At 66.5% G+C, this 22,379-nt stretch carries 12 protein-coding genes; 7 read left to right on the forward strand and 5 right to left on the reverse strand.

Annotated features, from left to right (window positions below; translation table 11 throughout):
- Positions 1-16 precede the first annotated feature (16 nt).
- Entirely contained in the window at positions 17-670 is a 654-nt protein-coding gene (locus AU185_RS21930) for a methyltransferase family protein (protein ID WP_156425635.1), read from the reverse strand.
- Positions 671-776: 106 nt separating this feature from the next.
- On the reverse strand, positions 777-7,106 hold the full coding sequence (gene pks2, locus AU185_RS21935; RefSeq protein WP_059098200.1) for a sulfolipid-1 biosynthesis phthioceranic/hydroxyphthioceranic acid synthase: 6,330 nt from the start codon (positions 7,104-7,106) through the stop codon (positions 777-779).
- Positions 7,107-7,475: 369 nt separating this feature from the next.
- On the opposite strand from pks2, the gene htpG reads away from it, so the two are divergent.
- The 6 genes from htpG to AU185_RS21965 all read left to right on the forward strand — a co-directional run bounded on the left by htpG (position 7,476) and on the right by AU185_RS21965 (position 18,410).
- A complete protein-coding gene (gene htpG, locus AU185_RS21940; protein ID WP_059098199.1) occupies positions 7,476-9,431 on the forward strand; it encodes a molecular chaperone HtpG in 1,956 nt (651 codons plus the stop codon).
- Between the two features lie 434 nt (positions 9,432-9,865).
- Positions 9,866-10,762: an SAM-dependent methyltransferase gene (locus AU185_RS21945; RefSeq protein WP_231740234.1), complete on the forward strand. Its 897-nt coding sequence runs from the start codon at positions 9,866-9,868 to the stop codon at positions 10,760-10,762.
- A 6-nt stretch (positions 10,763-10,768) separates the two neighbouring features.
- Complete coding sequence (locus tag AU185_RS21950) at positions 10,769-12,508, forward strand: AMP-binding protein (RefSeq protein ID WP_059098198.1); 1,740 nt, start codon at positions 10,769-10,771, stop codon at positions 12,506-12,508.
- Between the two features lie 67 nt (positions 12,509-12,575).
- Entirely contained in the window at positions 12,576-14,489 is a 1,914-nt protein-coding gene (locus tag AU185_RS21955; RefSeq protein WP_059098197.1) for an ABC transporter ATP-binding protein, read from the forward strand.
- A gap of 103 nt (positions 14,490-14,592) precedes the next feature.
- Positions 14,593-16,569 (forward strand): ABC transporter ATP-binding protein, encoded by a 1,977-nt coding sequence (locus AU185_RS21960; RefSeq protein ID WP_059098196.1) that lies wholly within the window; start codon positions 14,593-14,595, stop codon positions 16,567-16,569.
- Positions 16,566-18,410: an ABC transporter ATP-binding protein gene (locus AU185_RS21965; protein ID WP_059098195.1), complete on the forward strand. Its 1,845-nt coding sequence runs from the start codon at positions 16,566-16,568 to the stop codon at positions 18,408-18,410. The genes AU185_RS21960 and AU185_RS21965 overlap by 4 nt, the downstream gene beginning before the upstream one ends.
- Before the next feature lie 122 nt (positions 18,411-18,532).
- On the opposite strand, the gene AU185_RS21970 is transcribed toward AU185_RS21965, so the two are convergent.
- From AU185_RS21970 to AU185_RS21980, 3 genes are all read right to left on the reverse strand, one after another.
- Positions 18,533-18,871: a hemophore-related protein gene (locus tag AU185_RS21970; protein WP_172800258.1), complete on the reverse strand. Its 339-nt coding sequence runs from the start codon at positions 18,869-18,871 to the stop codon at positions 18,533-18,535.
- A 307-nt stretch (positions 18,872-19,178) separates the two neighbouring features.
- Entirely contained in the window at positions 19,179-20,555 is a 1,377-nt protein-coding gene (locus tag AU185_RS21975) for an NAD(P)-binding protein (protein ID WP_059098194.1), read from the reverse strand.
- Positions 20,556-21,689, reverse strand: a complete 1,134-nt coding sequence (locus AU185_RS21980) for an epoxide hydrolase family protein (protein ID WP_059098193.1) — start codon at positions 21,687-21,689, stop codon at positions 20,556-20,558.
- Between the two features lie 79 nt (positions 21,690-21,768).
- Between AU185_RS21980 and AU185_RS21985 the strand changes: the two genes are divergently transcribed.
- Positions 21,769-22,215 carry a hypothetical protein gene (locus AU185_RS21985; protein WP_059098192.1) on the forward strand — a complete coding sequence of 149 codons (447 nt, stop codon included), beginning with the start codon at positions 21,769-21,771 and terminating at the stop codon, positions 22,213-22,215.
- Positions 22,216-22,379 lie beyond the last annotated feature (164 nt).

Here is a 22,379-nt window from a genome sequence, read left to right on the forward strand (position 1 = left end):
TGAGCGATCCGGCGTCTCACCACACGCCGGGCACCAGGCGGTGGCGCACCTCCTGCGTGTACTCGCGGTAGCCGTCCAACTCTTCCTGGAGCAGCTTCTCTTCGTCCCGGATCCGCAGGCCGAGCACGATCACGGCCGGTACGACGACGACCAACCCCCAATAGCTGCCCAGGGCAAGGGAAATGCCAACCACCAAAATCACATTGCCGGTGTACATGGGATGCCGCACCAGTCCATACAACCCGGTTCGGACCAGCTTCTGGCCCGCCTCGACCCGTACGACCGCGGCCGCATAACTGTTCTGGATCACCACCATCATCACCACGCCGAGTGCGATGGCGACCAGGACGTCGCCGACCAAGCAGATCGCGGTGGGTACCTGCGACCAGCCGAAGCGGTGGTCAAGCGCGCTGATAACGAACACCGAGGCCAGCGATAGGTACCAGCCGGCGATCAAAGCCTTTTGCTTGGTTCGTGTCTCGGCTGTCGGCCCCGCGCGCATCCGGCGCTTGAGCGCATCGGGATTGGTTCGCAGCAGATACACGCCGGGGATCCACGACGACAGAGCGAACACCGCCAGGAAAACCCACGCCTGCCAGTAGTCGAACGTGCCTGCCACCACGAACAGGATCAAGCCGAACAGGACAGGCTCGATAAGCCCGACGATCATCGTTCTCAGCAGGGCTTTCACGCATTCTCCTTACCAGTCCGCCCGACGCACGCTACCAGCGCGCCCGGGTGGGCTCGAAACCGCCGCGAACTCTCGCGCAGCCCGGTCAGGTGGCTTGCGCGGGCGCCAACTTCTCGCAGAGCAGGTCCGCCAGTCCGCGAACCGTGCCGATGGAGGAGAGGTCGGCGGGATTGACCCGGATCCCTGTCTCGGTTTCGATCCGGGTACGCAGTTCCAGTGCGCCCAGCGAATCCAGGCCGTACTCGGCGAGCGGACGGTCCGGGTCAACGCTGCGCCGCAGGATCAGGCTGACCTGATCGGAGAGCAGGCGCCGCAGCCGGATGGGCCATTCCTCCGGTGGCAGCTCGTCGAGCTCGGCCCGCAGCCTGCTTGTGCCCGCGGCGTTCTGCACGCTGGAACGGAACGCCTCGGCGAACGGGATCTGCTCGGCGAAGGCGGTCAGCCACGGCGTGCCGGTGATCGGCGCATAGCCGGTGTAGGCGCGGTCATGGCGGAGCAGCGCTTCGAGGGCGTACGCACCCTCCTCGGGCGTGATGGCGACCCCGGCGCTCTCGGCCAGGGCTGTGCCGCGCCCGATCTGGGCCCACGCCCCCCATGCGATCGCGGTCGCCGGAAGGCCCTGGGCCCGCCGCCACAAGGTGAACGCGTCCAGCCAACTGTTGGCCGCGGCATACGCACCCTGGCCGGGCGAACCCACCAACGCGGCAGCGGAGGAGAACGAGCAGAACCAGTCCAACGGCTGGCCTGCACTGGCAGCGTGCAAGTTCCAGGCGCCGTGGACCTTTGGCGCCCAGTCGCGTTCGATCAGCTCATCGGTGATGTTGGTCAATGTGGCATCGTCGATCACCCCGGCCGCGTGCAGCACACCGCGCACAGGCAGACCGGTGGCGGTCGCCGCGGCCACCAACCGTTGAGCCGTCTCGGGTTCGGCGACATCTCCGCACTCCACCACCACGTCGGCGCCGAGCGCCCGGATCAGCTGAATCGTTTCCAGTGCTTCGAGCGTGGGCTGCGAGCGCGAAGACAACACGAGGCGTCCGGCACCGGCGCCGGCCATCTTCTCTGCGAAGAACAGCCCCAGCCCGCCCAGGCCACCGCTGATGATGTACGCGCCGTCGGGAGCGAAGCTCCGAACCTGCTCGGGGGGCACCACCACATTGCTGTTCCCCGCCTGCGGCATATCGAGAATCAGTTTTCCGGTGTGCCGCGCCCCGCTCATCATCCGAATCGGGGTGGCGGCGTCGGCAAGCGGGTAATGGGTGCACTCCGGCATGGGCAGCGCACCCTCGGCGGTGAGGCGGTACACCGTTTCCAGCAGTTTCCGAACCTGCTCGGGGTGGCTGACCGACATCAACGCCAGGTCGACGGCGAAGAACGAGAGGTTGCGCCGGAATGGGAAGAGCCCCAACCGGGTGTCGCCGTAGATGTCGCGCTTGCCGATCTCGACGAACCGCCCGCCGAAGGCGAGCAATTCGAGACCGGCGCGCTGCGCGGCGCCGGTGACCGAGTTCAGCACGATATCAACACCGCCGCCGTCCGTATCCTCACGGATCTCATCGGCGAAATCCAAGCCTCTCGAGTCGTAGACGTGCTCGATACCCATGTCGCGCAATAGCTGTCGACGTTGCTCGCTGCCGGCGGTGGCGAAAATCTCAGCGCCGGCAGCGCGCGCGATTGCCACCGCCGCCTTACCCACACCGCCGGTTGCGGAGTGGATGAGCACCTTGTCACCGGCCTTGATGCGGGCCAGATCGTTGAGGCCGCACCAGGCGGTGGCCGTCGCGATGGTCAGGGCCGCCGCATGCGCATCGGTCAGACCCTCCGGCAGCGTGACGGCCAAATTGGCATCGCAGGTGATGAACCTGGCCCAGCAGCCGTTGGCGGACAGACCGCCCACGCGGTCGCCGACCTTGTGGTCGGTCACGTCGGGGCCGACGGCGGTCACCACGCCGGCGAAGTCGATGCCGAGCTCTGGCAGCTTTCCGTCGAACGCGGGGTAGCGGCCGAACGCGACCAGCACGTCCGCGAAGTTGACACTGGATGCCGTGACCGCGACCTCGATCTGTCCCGGGCCCGGCGGAACACGGTCGCACGCAACGAGTTCCATCGACTCCAGATCCCCGGGCGTACGGATCTGCAGACGCATCCCGTCGCAGGAGTGGTCGGTGACGGTGGTTTTGCGCTCTTCGGGCCGCAGCGGAGTCGGGTACAACCGTGCGGTGTACCACTGGCCGCCGCGCCAGGCGGTCTCGTCCTCATTGGACTCGCCCAGAAGTTGCCGTGCCAGTTGCTCGGTATCGCTTTCGTTGTCCAGATCGATCTGCGTTGCGCGCAGATGCGGATGCTCGGTGCCGATCACCCGGATCAGACCTCGCAGGCCCGCCTGTTCGAGGTTGGGCGAGTCGTCGGCCACCACGGTCTGCGCGTTGTGGGTGACGACGTAGAGGCGCGGAGGCTCGCCGGCGATCTCCGGCAATTCGCGGGCGATGCGCACCAGATGCCGCACATACTCCCGACCGAGGATCGGTGACTGGTCCTCGCCCGCGCCGTTCCTGGGGGCCGTCAGGATCACCACACCGGTGAATCCGCCGGTGCGCAGATGATTGCCGAGTTGGGCCGCGTTCGAGGAGTGGTCGGCGTTTTGCGGCCAGCACATGCTGCTGCATTGCGCACCAAGTGATTTCAGGGTGTCGGCCAGTTCCGTGGCCATCTGGTCGGCGTTGGCGATGCTGATCAGCAGCCACGCTCCGGCGTCGACGTGCTCGGTTTCGGGCAGCTCCTTGGGCTGCCATTCGATGGTCAGCAGTCGCTCGGCCAGCACTCGGTCCCGGCGGCCCTGTTCGGAATCTCCGGCGCCCAATCGCAGGCCCTGCACGGAGAGCATGACGGTGCCGTTCTCATCGAGTACGTCAATGTCGGCCTCGACGCCGGACGCATCGGCCTTCGTGACCGTCGTGAGGCAGTAATGCGCGTTGCGGGCATCGGCGTAGGCGCGGAGTCGGCGTACCCCCAACGGCAACCCGAGCATGCCTTCTCCCAACGCCCGAACGTCAGGATGGGCCTCCACGGATTGGAAGCAGGCGTCCAGCAGCGCGGGGTGCACTCCGTAGGCATCTTGTTGCGAGCGGATCTGGCGGGGTAGTGCGACCTCGGCCAGCACGGTGCCGGCTTCCCCGGTGTGCACCACACCAAGCCCGCTGAAAGCCGGGCCGTACTGCATGCCACGCTGATCCATGCGCATGCGCACCTCGTCGCCGTCCTCCTGGCCCGGATGTGCGGCCAGCAAGGCGGACATGTCGTGCGACGGCGCCGGCACATCGTCGGCGGTATGGAGGACCGCCGACGCCTGCCGGGCTGATTGGCCCTCCTGATTGGTCTCCACGGTGAAGTCGACGACGCCCGGTGACAACGACAACGCCGAGGCGCCGACTGTCGTCTGCTCATCGAGCAGCAGCGCCTGCTCGAAACGGATGTCGCGGACCTCGGAAGCCTCGCCCAGCACGGTGCGGGCGGCGGCCAGCGCCATCTCGCAATACGCTGCCCCCGGGAGTACAGCGACATTGCGGATCTGGTGATCTTCCAACCAGGGCTGTGCGGCCGTGCCGAGGTTCCCTTGCCAGACATGGCGTTCGGGTTCCTCTTGCAGTCGCACATGCGCACCCAGCAACGGATGCACGGAAATGGTGCAGGCGCCGCGGATCGGAGAATCCTGACCGTCGCCGCTCAACCAGTGCCGGTGGCGCGTCCACGTCGGTAGCGGTGCGTCCACCAGCCGGCCGTGCGGGTAGAGCACCGAGAAATCGACTGCGGCGCCGGCGTTGTGAAGGTCGGCGACGAACCCGCGCAGCCCGAATGGGAGCGCTTGTCCGCGCCGCATACCGGCCACGGTGGCCATCGGCACGTCGAGACTGGCCGCGGTCTGTTCGAGCGCGCGGGTGAGCAGAGGATGCGGTGCCAGCTCGGCGAAGACCCGGTGACCATCCTCCAGGGCCGCCTGCACCGCCGCGGCGAAACGAACCATGCGTCGTACGTTGTCCGCCCAGTACCTGGCGTCGAACTTCGCCGGCTCGCGCGGATTGAACAGGGTCGCGGAGTAGAACGGGACTTCCGGTGTCATCGGGTCCAGTTCCGCCAGCGCGTCGGTCAGCTCGCCGAGGATCGGATCGACCTGTGGTGAGTGGAAGGCGACGTCGGTGGGCACTTCGCGGGCCATCACGTCACGCTGTTCCCACGTGGCGATGAGATCGCGAACCGTCTGCGCCGCGCCGGCAACCACGGTGGACTGCGGCGACGCCACCACCGCCAACACGACGTCGTTGACGCCGCGCGCCGTCAATTCCGAAAGCACCTGCTTGGCAGGCAATTCCACCGCTGCCGTGGCGCCGGCGCCGGCGATGCGGCGCATCAACCGCGACCGCCGGCAGATCACCCGCGCGCCGTCCTCGAGTGACAACGCACCCGCGGCCACCGCCGCAGCAGCCTCACCGAGGGAGTGCCCGATCACCGCGGCCGGGCGGACTCCGTAGGCCTTCAGGGTGGCGGCGAGGGCGACCTGCATGGTGAAAAGAGTCGGTTGGATGCGGTCCTGGCCGGCGACGACCTCGGGCGCCGAGATCGCATGCGTGACCGAGAATCCGGACTCTTGGGCGATCAGCGGCTCGGCTTGCGCGACGGTGGCGGCGAACACGGGTTCGGTCGCCAGCAGTTCGGCGCCCATGCCCGCCCACTGCGAACCCTGGCCCGAGAACACCCAGACCGGACCGCGGTCGTCGCGGCCGACCGCCGCGGGGTACGGAGTGTCGCCGTCGGCAACCTCACGCAGCGCGTCGGTGAGCTCCGAGCGGCGACTCGCGATGACGGCGGTGCGCACCGGGCGGTGCGCCCGCCGGCGCGCCAAGGTATAGCCGAGGTCCGCCAGCGCCACGTCGTCGTGTGCCTGCACCCAGTCGCACAGCCGGCCGGCGGTGCGGCGCAGTTCGTCGGCCGACGTCGACGACAACGGGAACACCAGCGGTGAGGCCGTGGGAGATTCGACTCGCGGCTCGTTGATGGGTATCGCCGGAGCTTGCTCCAGGATCACGTGCACATTGGTTCCCGATATCCCATATGCCGACACCGCCGCCCGCCGCGGACGGTCACCGTTACTCGGCCACGGCGCATTCTCCTGCGGCACGAAGAGATTTGTCTCTATCGCCGCCATCTCGTCCGGCAGCCGATTGAAGTGCAGGTGCTGCGGGACGACACCGTGCTGCAGGGCGAGAACGGATTTCAGCAGTCCCAACGGCCCGGAGGCCGCCTGCATGTGCCCGAAATTGGTCTTCGAGGACACCAGCGCGCAGGGGCCGTCGACGCCGTATATCTCTGCCAGGCTGGCGTATTCGATCGGGTCGCCGGTGGGCGTGCCGGTCCCGTGTGCCTCGACCATGGCCACACTTTCGGCATCGACGCCGGCCGCGGCCAGCGCCTGCCGGTAGGCCGCGAGTTGCGCGGCTCGCGACGGCGTCGCGATGTTCACCGTGCGGCCGTCTTGGTTCGCGGCCGTGCCACGTATCACCGCCAGAATCCGGTCACCATCGCGCTGCGCATCCGGTAACCGCTTGAGCAACAACACCACACAGCCTTCACCGGGCACGAACCCGTCGGCGGCGACGTCGAAGGCGTGGCAGCGACCGGTGGGGGACAGCATGCCCTCGGCCGAACCCGCCGACCACTTGCGCGGATCCAGCGCGAGCGTCACGCCGCCGGCCAGCACGAGGTCGCTTTCGCCCTCGTGCAGGTTGCGACAGGCCAGATGGATCGCGGTCAGGCCGGACGAGCAAGCGGTGTCCACCGTGAGCGCGGGACCGTGAACGCCGAGCGCGTAGGCGATGCGCCCCGACGCCATGCTGTAACTGTTGCCGGTGAAGCCGTACGGCTGCTCCACCGCGTTGGCATCGGCGGCCAGCAGTTGATAGTCCCCGTGTGTCAAGCCCACGAACACCCCGGTCCGCGAACCGGCCAGCGCCTCCCGGCTCAGACCCGCATGCTCCATCGCCTCCCAGGAGGTTTCCAACAGCAGTCGGTGCTGCGGATCGGTCGCGGTGGCCTCGCGATCGTTGATGCCGAAGAACTCGGAGTCGAAGCAGTCGACGTCGTCGAGGAAGGCGCCCCATTTCGACACCGACCGCCCGGGCACGCCCGGCTCGGGGTCGTAGTAGTCGTCGGCGTCCCAGCGGTCGGGCGGGATCTCGGTGACCAGGTCATCCCCGCGCAGCAGCGCCTCCCACAGCTGCACGGGGGAGTCGATCCCGCCGGGCAGCCGGCACGCCATGCCGATCACCGCAATAGGGGTGACAGTTTCGGTGCCCACTTCCGGTGAGTTGATCGCGGATCTTGAGCCCGACTGCGAATCTTGCCCCGTCTCGGGCAACGTCATTTCTCCTCCGCGTAGCAACGGTTGCTGTGGCCCGGGCCGACATACGTGTAAGCACCGTGTGCGGGTGCGGTGGCCACGGCGCGAATATCGGCGCCCCGGCGCGTGTTTCTCAGCGGCGGCATCGGTTTGCGTCGACAGGCATTCACAAGCAATGACGGTAATTTCGCGCCTGGTGAATTGTCTCGAAATCCGAACAATCCATCCCGGGCTGCCGGATCAGCAACGATGATGGGTCCCCCTTGTCCCCCGCCCCTTCATGGAGTGTATCCGCCTGTGTTCGCCAGGTTGCTGCAAACGCGCGACGACGACGCAGTCGCTATTATCCTTCCGGATACCTGCAACCAAAGCCTGTGTCACCAGAGGAAGCACATGACTGCACACGTCGAACAGTTGGAATTTCAGGCGGAGGCGCGCCAACTGCTGGATTTGCTGATCCACTCGGTGTACTCGAACAAGGACTCCTTTCTGCGGGAGTTGATCTCGAACGCCTCCGACGCATTGGACAAATTGCGGCTGGAGAGCCTGCGTAATAAGGACCTCGACGTCGACGCCTCGGATCTGCACATCGAGATCGAGGTGGACACTGAGGCGCGCACGCTGACCGTTCGCGACAACGGTATCGGTATGACACACGACGAAGTCGTGGACTTGATCGGCACGCTGGCCAAGTCGGGCACAGGACAGCTGCGTCAGCAATTGCGTGAAGCCAAGGACGCGGCGGCCTCCGAGGAACTGATCGGTCAGTTCGGTATCGGTTTCTATTCGACGTTCATGGTGGCCGACAAGGTCGAGCTGCTCACCCGTAAGGCCGGCGAGAGCGAAGCCACCCGGTGGGTGTCGAGCGGTGAGGCGACCTACACCATCGAATCCGTCGACGCCTCGGATGCAGGGGCCCCGCAGGGCACGTCGGTCACGCTGCACCTCAAACCCGAAGACGCCGACGACCAGCTGCACGACTACACCGCGGAGTGGAAGATTCGCGAGCTGGTCAAGAAGTATTCGGATTTCATCTCCTGGCCGATCCGGATGCAGGTCGAGCGGCGCACCCCGCCGACGGAGGAGGGCGGCCCCGAAACCGGGCAGGAAACCGCCACCGTCGAAACGCAGACCCTCAACTCGATGAAGGCACTGTGGGCCAAGTCGAAAGACGAGGTCTCCGAGGAGGAGTACAAGGAGTTCTACAAGCACATCGCGCACGCCTGGGACGACCCGCTCGAGGTGATCGCGATGAAGGCCGAGGGCACCTTCGAGTACCAGGCCCTGCTCTTCATCCCGTCACAAGCACCGTTCGACCTGTTCACCCGCGACGCCAAGATCGGGGTGCAGCTGTACGTCAAGCGCGTCTTCATCATGGGCGACTGCGAAGAGCTGATGCCCAGGTACCTGCGTTTCGTCAAGGGGGTCGTCGACGCACAGGACATGTCGCTCAACGTTTCCCGCGAAATCCTCCAGCAGGACCGGCAGGTCACCGCGATCCGCCGCCGGCTGACCAAGAAGGTCCTGTCGACGATCCAGGATCTGCAGTCCGAGCGTCCCGAGGACTACCGCACGTTCTGGACCCAATTCGGGCCGGTCCTCAAAGAGGGCTTGATGTCGGACTTCGACAACCGCGACACGCTGCTGCGGATTTCGTCGTTCGCGTCGACGCACAGCGACGAGGAGCCCACCACACTCGCCGAGTACGCCGAGCGCATGAAAGAGGGTCAGGAGCAGATCTTCTTCGCCACCGGACAGTCCCGTGAACAACTGCTGAAATCCCCTCACCTGGAGGCGTTCCGGGCGAAGGGCTACGAGGTGCTGCTGCTCACCGACCCGGTCGACGAGATCTGGGTGGGATCGGTGCCCGAGTTCGACGGCAAGCCGCTGCAGTCGGTGGCAAGAGGCGAGGTCGATCTCGACTCGGAGGAGGAGAGAAGCGAGGCCGAGCGCGAGGAGCAGGAGAAGGAATTCGCGGGGCTGCTCGGCTGGCTGAAGGAGACGTTGAGTGATCATGTCTCCGATGTGCGGCTGTCGATGCGCCTCACCGAGTCGCCGGCGTGCCTGATCACCCCCACGTTCGGCATCACGCCGGCGCTGGCGCGGATGTACCGCGCCTCCGGGCAATCGGTTCCGGTCTCGAAGCGGATTCTCGAGCTGAATCCGAACCACCCGCTCGTCACTGGGCTGCAAAAGGCGCACGGCAAGAGCGACGACGCTCAACTGAGTCGGCTGGTCGATACCGCCGAACTGCTGTACGGCACAGCGCTTCTCGCCGAAGGCGACATTCCCGACGATCCAGCCAAGTTCGCCGGGCTGCTCGCCGAGCGACTGGCTCGCACCGTATAGAGGACCCGCCCGCCGCGGGTCACATGCGGATTCGGCGGTCCGATGTAGAGCACCGTCGGCAAACGCATCCACGGCCAGTCCCGACGATGCGCGGGAGAGTCGAGAAGATAAAACCGCAGGTCGTGGTGCTGGTCGGAATCGCGGAGGTCCGGACGGGGAATTTGTCGGCTACCTAAGTTTCGCGTTCGGCAGTGGGGCCGCGACGGCCGCAGTAACGTGATTCGGGTGATCGAGACCTCCCTTGTGGACGTGCTGTGCGAGCACGCCAGTGAGCGGGACCGCAACGGCGCCCCCGAGAGCATGACGTGGTCACCTCTCGTACCGGCGGACGTCGAACTCGACGCGGAGCTCGAACCGCACGGATCGACTGGCACCCCAGGGCGGCATGTGTCGAGCAGTACCGGCACGGCCAATTCGCCCGTATCGACGCATAGGTGGGGGACAATTCGATTGAAGGGGAGGAAATGACAACGATAAGCCAGCGCGGCGCATCGCCCGAATCCATTCAGCACCACTACGATATAAGCAACAAGTTCTACTCACTCTGGCTCGACGAGTCGATGACGTATTCGTGTGCCTTGTGGGATGGGCAAGCCGATGATCTCGCGGCGGCTCAGCTACGCAAGATCGATTATCTCGTGTCCGAGGCAGGCGCGAAGGGGTGCGCACGTGTGTTGGACATCGGGTGTGGGTGGGGCTCGGTCATGCAACGGCTGGTTGCCGAACACGGCGTGCAACATGCCACGGGTCTGACTTTGAGTGAAGCCCAGGCTCATCACGTGGAGGGCCTGGGCGATCCTCGATTGGAAGTGCTTGTCCGGGACTGGGCGGATTTCCAGCCAGATGAACGGTATGACGCTGCCATCTCGATCGGGGCCATGGAGCACTTCGTCAAGTTCGGCTGGAAACGGTCGGACAGAGTCGCGGCGTATCGACGATTCTTCGAAAAGTGTTACGAGTGGCTCAATCCCGGCGCGGGTCTGGCGTTGCAGACGATCGGCAAGGGGAACGTCGTCATGGACGAGCAAGGGCTGCGCGATTGTCTGTTCATAGCGGAGCACATATTTCCGGAATCGGATCCCCCGAGGCTCGCCGAAATCGCGCATGCTGCCGAGAAGCTCTTCGAGATCAGGTCGGTGCTCAACCATCGCGAACACTACGCACTCACATGTTCTGCGTGGCTCGAAAGGCTACGCAGCAATCGGGTTGAGGCGGAAGCGATCGTGGGCCCGGAGAAGGTGTCGGTCTACGAAAGGTACCTCGAAGCGTCGGTGAGGCAGTTTCGGCTCGAGCACACGAACCTCTATCGAATCTCCCTACGGAAGGTGTGAACCGCTGTGAACGAGTCTTCCCCTGCTGCTATTCTCCGCGAGCGCGCCGGTTTTCAGCCCGATGACACAGCGTTCACGTTCATCGACTACGACCAGGACTGGAACGGTGTACCCGAAAGCCTGACGTGGTCGCAGCTGTACCGGCGGACGACGAACGTCGCCATTGCGCTCAAAGGTGCCGCGTCGCCCGGTGACCGGGCGGTGATTTCGGCACCGCAGGGGCTTGACTACATCGTCGCGTTCTACGGCGCGCTGCAGGCCGGACTCATCGCGGTTCCGCTTTCGGTGCCGATGGGTGGCGTCACCGATGAGCGCGTCGACTCGGTGCTGCGCGATTCGTCGCCGACCGTCGTTCTCACGACGTCGGCCGTCGTCGACAGCGTCACGGCGTCCGTACAGTCGCAGAGCGGCCAATCCGTTCCAGCAGTGGTCGCCGTCGACTTGCTGGACCTGGACGCGCCGCCGATATCCGACGTAGAGAGCGCGGGCGGCCCAGGCATCGCGTATCTGCAGTACACGTCCGGGTCGACGCGTGCGCCGGCGGGTGTCATGGTGTCGAACAGGAATCTTCTGATCAATTTCGGGCAGCTGATGGCCGACTTGTTCGCCGACGACGGCAATGTGCCCCCGCCGGACACCACCGTCGTGTCGTGGCTGCCGTTCTATCACGACATGGGTCTGATGGTCGGAATCTTTGTGCCGGTCCTGGCGGGACTTCACGCTGTGCTCATGAGCCCGATGGCCTTCCTGCAGCGGCCGGCCCGGTGGATGCAGTTGCTGGCCAGCAACAGATACGCGTTTTCGTCGGCGCCGAATTTCGCTTTCGAGATAGCCGCGAAGAAGACGTCCGACGAAGACATGGCCGGGCTCGATCTCGGGGAAGTGCGTGGCATCGGTAGCGGTAGCGAGCGGATAAACCCCGCCACCATAAAGCGCTTCACTGAGCGGTTCGCCCGCTTCAACCTTCGCGATACGGTGCTGCGGCCCGGGTATGGCCTGGCGGAGGCGACGGTGTACGTGGTGACCGGACGGCCGAATCAGGCACCGAAAGTCGTCCGGTTCGACTCCGACAAGCTGACCGCCGGTAAGGCGGAGCGGTGCGAGAACGGCGGTGGTACACCGTTGGTCAGCTACGGTGTGCCGCAGTCGCCGACCGTTCGGATCGTTGATCCCGACACGATGACCGAATGCCCGGCGGGGGTGACGGGCGAGATCTGGGTGCACGGCGAGAACGTCGCGCTGGGCTATTGGCAGAAGCCCGAGGAAACCGCGGCCACGTTCGGCGCGAAGATCGTCGCGCCATCCGATGGCACACCCGAGGGGCCGTGGCTGCGCACCGGGGATCAGGGTTTCGTTTTCGACGACGAGGTCTTCGTCATCGGCCGCATCAAGGATCTGTTGATCGTGTACGGGCGCAACCACTCACCCGACGACATCGAGGCGACGGTCCAGGAGATCACGCGCGGCCGGTGCGCGGCGATCGCGGTTCCCGATCGTCAGACCGAGAAACTCGTCGTCATCATCGAGGCCAAGAAGCGGGGCGACTCCGAGCAGGAGGCCTCAGAGAAGCTCGCCGAGGTCAAGCGCGAGGTCACCTCGGCGATCTCCAACTCGCACGGCCTCAACGTCGCCGATCTTGTTCTGGTACCGCCCGGTTCGATACCCATCACCACGAGCGGCAAGGTCCGGCGGGCGACATGTGTCGAGCAGTACCGGCACAGTCAGTTCGCCCGCATCGACGCGTAGGCCGCCATTCGCTGGCGGTGCGGGAAGCCGTTGACCTCATCCATTGTTGAGGTTCTACGGTGAATCGATGAGCATCGAAACGGTCGCCCGCCAGACGCTGTACCGGCAGTCACACGCCCGGGGCGGCGATTTGCGGTCGCTTCTCAACCCCGCGCTGCTGCGCCGCATCTGGAGTTTCGCCGGTCGGCATCACCCGCGGCTGCGTGCGTTCGTCGCGGTCAGCGTCGTCGGCGCGCTTCTGGGCGTCGCCACGCCGGTACTGGCGGGCAAGGTCGTCGACGCGATCACCGGGGACTCGCTCCGCACGGTCCTGTTGCTGGCGGCGGTCATCGCGGCGGTGGCGCTCGCCGAGACGGCCGCCTCGCTGGTGACCCGCTGGCTGTCGGCGACCATCGGCGAGGGCCTCATCCTCGATCTGCGCACTGCGGTGTTCGACCACGTGCAGCGGATGCCGGTCGCATTCTTCACCCGCACTCGCACCGGCGCGCTGGTCAGCCGGCTCGGCAACGACGTGATGGGCGCGCAGCGGGCGTTCTCCGACACGCTGTCCGGTGTCGTGTCGAACCTTGTGACGCTCACGCTGACGTTGGTGGTGATGCTGTCGATCTCGTGGCAGATCACGCTGCTGTCGCTGGTGCTGGTGCCGCTGTTCATCGTGCCCGCCCGACGGATCGGCGCCACCATGGCGCGGCTGTCCCGCGAGGCCGCCGCCCACAACGCGACGATGAACACACAGATGACCGAACGGTTCTCGGCGCCGGGCGCCACGCTGGTGAAGCTGTTCGGCAATCCGGCGACCGAATCGCGGGAGTTCGGGGTGCGCGCGGGACGCGTACGCGACATCGGCGTGAAGACCGCGATGCTGCAGTCGGTCTTCATGAACTCGCTGACGCTGATGTCGGCGTTGGCGCTGGCATTGGTGTACGGGCTCGGCGGCGTGCTGGCCATCGGTGGCCACCTGCAGGCGGGGGCGATCGTGTCGCTGGCCCTGCTGTTGACCCGGTTGTACGCGCCGCTGACCGCGCTGGCCAACGCCCACGTCGAGATCGCCACCGCGCTGGTGTCTTTCGAGCGGGTCTTCGAGGTGCTCGACCTGCAGCCGCTGATCCGGGAGAGGCCGAACGCCGTCGCGGTCCCGGACGGACCCGTCGAAGTGAAGTTCGACGATGTGCGATTCTCCTACCCGGCGGCGGACAAGGTGTCGCTGGCCTCGCTGGAAGAGGTCGCGGTCCTCGACCATCGGGGCGGTGAGGAAGTGCTGCACGGCATTTCGTTCACCGCGCGACCGGGGCAGATGGTCGCGCTGGTCGGCTCGTCGGGCGCGGGCAAGTCGACGATCGCGTCGCTGATCGCCCGTCTCTACGACATCGGAGCCGCGGACGCGGCGACATCAGACGGAGGCTCCGGTTCCATAAAGCTCAACGGCGTCGACGTCCGCGACCTGACGTTCGATTCGCTGAAGAACACCATCGGAGTGGTCACCCAGGACGGCCACCTGTTCCACGAGTCGATCCGCGCCAACCTCACGCTCGCGGCGCCCGAAGCGACGGACGAGGAACTGTGGGACGCGCTCGACCGCGCCCGGCTCGCCGACGTGGTCGCCGACATGCCCGACGGACTCGACACCGTCGTCGGCGAGCGCGGCTACCGCTTGTCGGGCGGGCAGCGGCAGCGGCTGACCATCGCGCGGTTGCTGCTGGGCCGGTCACGCGTGGTCGTGCTCGACGAGGCCACCGCGTCGCTGGACTCCGAATCCGAGGCCGCCGTGCAACAGGCGCTGACCGAGGCGCTGGCGGGCCGCACCTCGATCGTCATCGCCCACCGGCTGTCGACCGTGCGTGCGGCCGACCTCATCCTCGTCGTCGAGGACGGCCGCATCGTTGAACGGGGCACCCACTTCGAACTGCTCGCGACTCGGGGCCGTTACGCCGACCTGTACGAAACCCAGTTCGGCGATCAGGAGGAAGGCGTCGCGGCATGACCACCATCACGTCGAGACCGACGTTTTGGTCGATTCGCGACGACGATTTCCGCCAATTCGTCGGTTTCGGCGAGGCGGTTATCAAGTTGCCCCGCATGGGAACATGGACTCAGTGGTTGACCCCGTAGTTCATGCCCTGCGCTCAGCGCCGGCCATCGCCCCGCCACCGCAACGCCGACGCGCGAGCTCGGACCTGTGGCGGATGCTGCCGTACCTGATGCCGTACCGCGCGCGCTGGATCGCGATGGTCACCGTCGCGATCGCCAGCCTGGCCGCCACCGTGGCGATCCCGCTGATGACCAAGGCCGTCATCGACGGTCCGGTCCGGCATCAGAACCCACAGGGCCTCTGGCTGCTGGGCGCCGCCGCCATGGGTGTCGGCATCTGCGAGGCGGTGCTGTGGTTCATCCGCCGTTGGCTGGCGGCGCGCGCCACCATGGGGGTCGAGGCCGACATCCGCAAGGACCTCTACGCCCGGCTGCAGATCTTGCCGATGAGTTTCCACGGCCGCTGGCAGTCCGGTCAGCTGCTGTCGCGAATCATGAACGACCTCAGCACGATTCGCCGCTTCATGTCCTTCGGCCTGCTCTTTCTCCTGCTCAACGGCCTGCAGATCACCGTGGTGACCGTGATCCTGCTGGCGATGTACTGGCCGCTGGGCGTGGTCGTGGTGGTGTCGATCGTGCCGATCACGTTGACGATCCTGCACTTTCAGCAGGAGTACACCCGGCTGTCGCGATTGGCTCAGGACCAGGCCGGCCACGTCGCCACCCACGTCGAGGAGTCCGCGCTGGGTCTGCGGGTGGTCAAGTCCTTCGGCCGCGAGGACTACGTCTACGACCGGTTCGACGAACAGCTCACGAATCTGTATGACACGCAGCTGGATCGGGTGTCGGTGTCGGCGAAGTTCTGGACGCTGCTCGAGGTCATCCCGAACCTGACGTTGATCGTCGTGCTCGGCTTCGGCGCCTACGCCGCCGGCCACGGCCACGTCACCATGGGCACGCTGGTCGCGTTCATCACGATGATGCTGTCGCTGGTGTGGCCGATCGCGTCGCTGGGCTTCTTGTTGTCGATGACGCAGGAGTCGTTCACCGCCGCCAACCGGATCGCCGAGATCTTCGACGCGCCACGTGAAATCGTCGACGGCACCGTCGACCAGCCGCCACGCGGCGGGCGCCTCGAGCTCATCGATGTGGGCTTCCGATTTCCCGACGCCGCCCCCGACGAAGTGGCGCCGTCCGGCGAGCCGGACAATTGGGCATTGCGCCACGTCACCGTCACGGTCGAGCCGGGGGAGACGCTGGCGCTGGTCGGGTCGACGGGCGCGGGCAAGTCGGTGCTGGCCGCGCTGCTGTCGCGGCTCTACGACGTCACCGAGGGAGCGATCTGCATCGACGGCCGCGACATCCGCGAGCTGAGCCTGCCCGCGCTGCGTCAGACGGTGGCCACCGCGTTCGAGGACCCGACACTGTTCTCCATGTCGGTGGCCGAGAACCTGGCGCTGGGCCGCCCCCGGGAAAACCCGGCCACCGACGCCGAGTTGCGTCAGGCCGTCGAGGTCGCCGCCGCGCAATTCGTCTACGACCTGCCGTTCGGCTTGGACACCCGCATCGGTGAGCAGGGCATGAGCCTGTCCGGCGGCCAGCGCCAACGGCTGTCGCTCGCGCGCGCGATCCTGGCGGCGCCGAAAATCCTCGTGCTCGACGACACGCTGTCGGCGCTCGACGTGCACACCGAGGCGGTCGTCGAGGAGGCGCTGCGGCGCGTGCTGCACTCCGTCACCGGCATCGTTGTCGCCCATCGGGCGTCGACGGTTCTGCTCGCCGACAAGGTCGCGTTGCTGGAGAACGGGACCATCACCCACGTCGGCACCCATGCCGAGCTGCTGGCGGGGGTGCCGCAGTACCGCTACCTGCTGGCCGCGGACGACGAGCTCGACGACGGCTGTGAACGCATCCCCACATGGGAGGACGAGGAGGACCGCACACGCCTCGATCACCTGGTCGAGGAGGAGCCACCGCGTCGTCCCCTGCTTGCGCGTGGGCCCAACGTCACCTCGGAGTCGGAGCGCCGATGACTGCCACCGACACCCCGGATACCGCGACCACCGAGTGGCGCGGCAAGTTCGATGAGGAGCAGGACGACCTGCCGATCGACGAGAGCATCGACCGACGCCGCGAAGCGCGAGCGCTGCTGGGCTCGCTGCTGCGCCCGTACCGCTTCACGGTCGCGCTGCTCGCGCTCGTCGTGGTGGTGGAGAACGCTGCGCGCCTGTCGGTTCCGATTCTCGTCCAGCGCGGTATCGACCACGGGATTCCCCCGATCATCGAGGGCGGTGCGGCTCACACGCTGCTGATGATCATCGGTGTTCTCGCCGTCGTGGTGGTGGTTCAGGCCACCAGCCGGATGTTCTTCCTGCGGCGCTCGGGCCGTATCGGGCAGAAGGTGCTTCGGGAGTTGCGCCGCCGGGTGTTTCGGCATTTCCAGCGGCTCGACATCGCGTTTCACGAGCGATACACCTCGGGTCGGGTGGTCAGCCGGTCCACCAACGACGTCGAGGCCATCCAGGACATGCTGGAAACCGGCTTCGACAGCCTGGTCACCGCGGTGCTCACACTCTTCGGCACTGCGATCCTGCTGGTCACACTCGACTGGCGGCTCGGGTTGATGTGCCTGGGCGCGTTCCCGGTGCTGATCGTGCTGGTGTGGTGGTTCCGCAACGAGTCGGCCAGGACGTATCGCCGGGTTCGGGAGAGCGCCGCTTTGGTGATCGTGCAGTTCGTCGAAACCATGACCGGCATCAAGGCCGTGCAGGCCTACCGGCGCGAACCGCGTAATCAGCAGATCTTCGAAGACATCGCCGACCGCTACAAGGCCGACAACGAGCGCACCTTCCGCCTGCTCGCGATCTTCATGCCGGGGGTCAAGCTCGTCGGCAACCTCACCACCGGCGTGGTGCTGCTCTACGGCGGCTATCGCGTGCTCAACGGCGACATGACGATCGGCACGCTGACCGCGTTCCTGCTGTACCTGCGGATGTTCTTCGAGCCCATGCAGGAGATCTCGCAGTTCTTCAACATGTTCCAGTCGGCGTCGTCGGCGCTGGAGAAACTGGCCGGCGTGCTCGCCGAGCGGCCGGGCATCAAGGACCCCGCCCGTGCCGTCGCGCTGACCGACGTGCGCGGCGAGATCGCGTTCCGCGACGTGCGGTTCGCGTACGTTCCGGACCGTCCGGTGCTGCCGGGGTTGACGCTCGAGGTGCCCGCGGGACAGACCGTCGCGCTGGTCGGCACCACCGGTGCGGGTAAGACGACGATCGCCAAGCTGATCGCCCGCTTCTACGATCCGACGTCGGGTTCGGTCACCTTGGACGGCGTCGACCTGCGCGAGCTGTCGCAGATCGAACTGCGTCGCCACGTCGTGATGGTCACCCAGGAGAACTTCATGTTCGACGGGACCATCGCCGACAACATCCGGTTCGGCCGGCCCGACGCCACCGATGCGCAGGTCGCTGCGGCCGCCGAAGCCGTCGGAGCCGATCGGTTCATCGCCGCGCTACCCGACGGATACGCCACCGACGTCGCCAAACGGGGTGGCCGGCTGTCGGCGGGGCAGCGCCAACTCGTCGCGTTCGCGCGGGCGTTTCTCGCCGACCCCGCGGTGCTGATCCTCGACGAGGCGACGTCGTCGCTGGACATTCCCAGCGAACGCATGGTTCAGCGGGCGCTGGAGACGGTGCTCGCCGACCGCACGGCGCTCGTCATCGCGCACCGACTCTCGACGGTGCAGATCGCCGACCGGGTGCTGGTGCTCGAGCACGGCCGGGTCGTCGAGGACGGTACGCCCGCCGATCTCATCGCCCGCAGCGACGGCCGCTACGCCGCGCTGCACCGGGCGTGGGTGCAGTCGCTGGCGTAAGCCCGACGCCGTAGCTGCGCAGGCCACGCAGCACGGCGCTCAGCGGCGACGCCGCTGAGCGCTCGGTGCTGCCATTCCCGGCCGCCAGCTGGTTACCCGCTACGGACGACCGCTACGTGGGCTCAGAAATTCTGGCAGGTATCGAAAATCTGCTGATACAAGCCGAGGTAGGGCTGATTTGCCGGCATGCTCGCGATCTGCTGGGCCATCATCTGGCGCTGAGCGGGCGGTGCCGCGAGGAACTGACGGACGCCGGCCTGCAACATCGGGTCGCTGCTGAGTTTCGACGCCATCGATGGATCCGCCGCGTTTGCCGCTGCCTCCAGCTGCTGGTAGCTACAGGTTGTGTTCACGGCTGAATCCAGATTGGGCTGCGCCGACGCGACCCCGGCCCCGGCGGTCAACGCCAACGCCAAACCCCCGAACCCGACAGCCATCTTGCTCAACGACAGTTTGATCATGTGTGGACTCTCTCCCTCGCACAGATTGCTACTGAAACGCAGATACATCGAGCTTAATCGCCCGGCTCAAGCCGGGCGTTACATTGCGGGGTACCCAACCCGATGTCATTGACAACATTGCGCTCGTGACCTCGAGCGACGTCGGCGGGTGCCAGCTTTCACACAGTAGTCCCCTCACTGGAACGGTGGTGATCTTCGTGGGGGATGCCGCCCCGTGCAGTCGCTGGCCTAGGGGCGCACCACCATCGAAACTGCGCAGAGATCGAGATTTTGAGCGATTTCACGATCTGTGTGCAGTTTCGACGAATCAGGCCTGCGCCAGCAGCTCTTCCAGCTTCTCGTTGATCGCCGGCAGCTGCGAGGTGAGCATCGAGATGATCCGCTCCCGCGCCCGCACGCTGACATTGGCGGTCACATGGTGCAGGGCGTTGAGGCGGGCCGCGTCGACCCACGCCATCATGTCCGGGTCGGAGAACCACTTCAGTTGATTCTCGTTGAAAATCAGCATCATTCGAAGCCAGTCGGCCGGTATGTGCGGATACGGAACCGGCCGGCAGAACGAGTTGCGCGTGTCATCGTCCGGATACGCCGCCTCGACATGCGCGATCACCGATGCGCTGAAGGCCGGCTGGCAGGTGCGCACCGTCTGCAGGGCGATGCGGTCGCCGCTGAACACCGTCGTCACCGGTTCCTTACCCAAACCGTCTGCGCTGCAATCGATGTACAGCACAGAGGGCTCGACGTCGCGGACCCCGTCGTCGAGCGTGATGCGACCCGGCTCGACCGCTCGAACATGGCCCATCCGCACGACGTCCCCGATGCGGCGCAACTCGGTGAGCTCCGCCTGCGACAGGATCGCGCACCGGTACATCGTCGGCTCGACGGACCCGTCGATGCGCTGCAGGCAACCCTTGTCCTCCAGGCGGTCGAACAGATCAGGAAGCGAGTCGGCCTCCTGCACGGCGGCGAGCTGGTTGCCGAAATCGCGCAAAACCACCTGCGCGAACTCCCTGCCGGGTTGGATCGCCGCTCGATCCAGCACCCAGGACTCGCGGGGCTTGATCCACGTGACGCGCTCGGGCGCGACGCCGTGCCGCAGCAGCCACAGGCATGAGTCCATCGCCGTCTTGCCGGCGCCGACGATGACATAGCGGTCGCGCGCCTCGCGGATCCGCGGCAACTCGTTGGGCGGCACCACATCCACCCCTGGCGCAACGGCATACGAGGGGCGTCGCATCGACGGCACGATGATCTCCACATGGGTGGTCACCACCCGCCGCGCGACGACTTCGACGTCCTCACCGCCGAGAGTGCGCACCCGCCCGTCGCCCAGATACTCGCTCATCGGCAGGTACGTCACCCGCCCGGTCGGCAGCAGGTGCTGGCGCATCACCGCGTCGAAATACGCGCACACCTCAGCGCCGCTGGCCAACTCGTAATAGCCTGCGTTGAGCCCGAATTGGTCGATGGAGTCGCTGCCCAGCCCGCGGGAGTTCACGCCGTAGTAGGCCGATGGCTGGTGCAGCCGCACGAACGGGTACGCCGTCGTCCAGTGTCCGCCGGGCTGGTCGTTGCGATCCACCATCACGACCGTGGCATCGGACTCGCCGACCAGCGTGTCGGTGAACGCGAGCCCCATCGCGCCGGCGCCGATCACCAGATAGTCGGCTTCCAGTGTGCGCATCTACCGCACGCTAGCGAAGAACGCGGCGACGTCGTCGACGAAGAGCTCCGGTTGCTCGAAGGCCGCAAAGTGTCCGCCGCGCGGCATCGTCGTCCAGTGCGTGATGTTGTAGTTCTGCTCGCACCAGCTGCGCGGCGGGCGGCCGATCTCCTTCGGGAACGAGGCGACGCCGGTGGGCAGCGCGACGTAGCGGCCGCCGCCGAAGTTGGCGAAGCTCTCCCAGTACAGCCGCGCCGAGGAGGCGCCCGACGCGGTCAGCCAGTAGAACATGACGTTGTCGAGCATCTCGTCGCGGCTCAGCACGTTCTCGGGATGGCCGTCGCAGTCCGCCCAGGCCCAGAACTTCTCAACGATCCACGCCAACTGCCCGACCGGGGAGTCCACCAAGCCGTACCCCAGCGTCTGCGGCCGGGTCGCCTGCTGCCTCATGTAGCCCGATTCCCACTTGCCGTAGTGGGCGCCCGCGGCCAGCGCGGCCTTCTCCTCGTCGGTGGGGTCGGTCAGATCCTTCGGCGGCCGGGCGATCGGCATGTTCGTGTGAATGGCCACGCATCTGCTGATGTCGCCGCCGGCGCGGCTCCGGTCGCCCGCGTTGCGGCCGATCTGCGTGGTGACCGCCGACCCCCAGTCGCCGCCCTGGGCGCCGTAGCGCTCGTATCCCAGTCGGCCCATCAGCGTCTCCCACGCCGTCGCGATCCGCTCGACGCCCCACCCGGTACGGGTTGGTTTACCGGAGAACCCGTAACCGGGCAGCGACGGGCACACCACGTCGAACCCGCGTTCGGTCAGCGGCTCGATGATCTTGTGGAATTCGACCACCGACCCCGGCCAGCCGTGGGTGATCAGTAGCGGGAACGCGTCGGCGTGCGGTGAGCGCTGGTGGATGAAATGAATCTCGAGGCCGTCGATCTCGGTGGTGTACTGGTCGAACCGGTTCAACGCCCGCTCGCGGGCGCGCCAGTCGTACCCGTCGGCCCAGTACGTCGCGAGTTCGCGGGTGTAGTCCAGCGGGATGCCCTGGCTCCAGTCGTCGACGCATTCGGCGTCCGGCCATCGGATGCGTCGCAGCCGCGTTTGCAGGTCCTCGAGGTCTTCGTCCGGCACGGCGATGCGGAACGGAGCGATCACAGCCATGTGCCGATCGTGTCATCGCCATCCTTCGCGCCGTCGAGAAGGTGCCGCACTTCTGGACGCCCCGTAATAATCGGCGGTGATGTGGACCCCGACGCTCGTCCTGATCGCCGCCGCCACGCTGATGGCCGCCGTGCTGCTCGGAGGAGGACTCTACGAAACCGTCGTCATCGACCCGGTCTGGCCCAAGCGGCCGGGGATCATCCAGTCCCGCAACGGCGGGATCTCGCGGCGCCGGTTCTGGATTCCCGCGCACACGGTGTTCGAGGTGCTGCTCATCGTCGCGCTCGTCGCGGCGTGGAGCGCGTCCGATGTGCGAGCCGCGCTGCTGGTTGCGCTGGTCAGCCACGCGGTGATGCGGGTGTGGTCGCTGCTCGACTTCGTGCCCAAGGCGATGGCCTTCGAACGGACCGATCCGGCGGAAGTCGACGAGACGGCGGCGGTGCGTTGGACGCGGCGCAGCCTCGTGCGGTTGCCGCTCGACCTCGTCACGTGCGTGGCGATGCTCGCCGCGCTGGCGGTCGCATAGATCGGTCGGTCAGCGGGCATAGCTAGGAAATGAGTGAGCGACGGAACCAGACATGATCTCGGCCGAGGATGTGCGCGCATTGCTGCGGTCCGAAGAGAAGGACGCCGTCCTCGTCGTCATCGAGGGCCGCGTGGAGGTGATCGGGGCCGGCCGGCTCGCGTCGG

The sequence above is a fragment of the Mycobacterium sp. GA-0227b genome (assembly GCF_001499855.1).
Lineage (GTDB): Bacteria > Actinomycetota > Actinomycetes > Mycobacteriales > Mycobacteriaceae > Mycobacterium.

What these genes read in the sequence shown, in the direction of transcription:
- AU185_RS21985 (WP_059098192.1), top strand. Translation starts at nt 21,769, where the DNA reads ATGTGGACCCCGACGCTCGTCCTGATCGCCGCCGCCACGCTGATGGCC.
- pks2 (WP_059098200.1), bottom strand. Translation starts at nt 7,106, where the DNA reads ATGACGTTGCCCGAGACGGGGCAAGATTCGCAGTCGGGCTCAAGATCC.
- AU185_RS21930 (WP_156425635.1), bottom strand. Translation starts at nt 670, where the DNA reads ATGATCGTCGGGCTTATCGAGCCTGTCCTGTTCGGCTTGATCCTGTTC.
- AU185_RS21980 (WP_059098193.1), bottom strand. Translation starts at nt 21,689, where the DNA reads ATGGCTGTGATCGCTCCGTTCCGCATCGCCGTGCCGGACGAAGACCTC.
- AU185_RS21965 (WP_059098195.1), top strand. Translation starts at nt 16,566, where the DNA reads ATGACTGCCACCGACACCCCGGATACCGCGACCACCGAGTGGCGCGGC.
- AU185_RS21970 (WP_172800258.1), bottom strand. Translation starts at nt 18,871, where the DNA reads ATGATCAAACTGTCGTTGAGCAAGATGGCTGTCGGGTTCGGGGGTTTG.
- AU185_RS21955 (WP_059098197.1), top strand. Translation starts at nt 12,576, where the DNA reads ATGAGCATCGAAACGGTCGCCCGCCAGACGCTGTACCGGCAGTCACAC.
- htpG (WP_059098199.1), top strand. Translation starts at nt 7,476, where the DNA reads ATGACTGCACACGTCGAACAGTTGGAATTTCAGGCGGAGGCGCGCCAA.
- AU185_RS21975 (WP_059098194.1), bottom strand. Translation starts at nt 20,555, where the DNA reads ATGCGCACACTGGAAGCCGACTATCTGGTGATCGGCGCCGGCGCGATG.
- AU185_RS21960 (WP_059098196.1), top strand. Translation starts at nt 14,593, where the DNA reads ATGGACTCAGTGGTTGACCCCGTAGTTCATGCCCTGCGCTCAGCGCCG.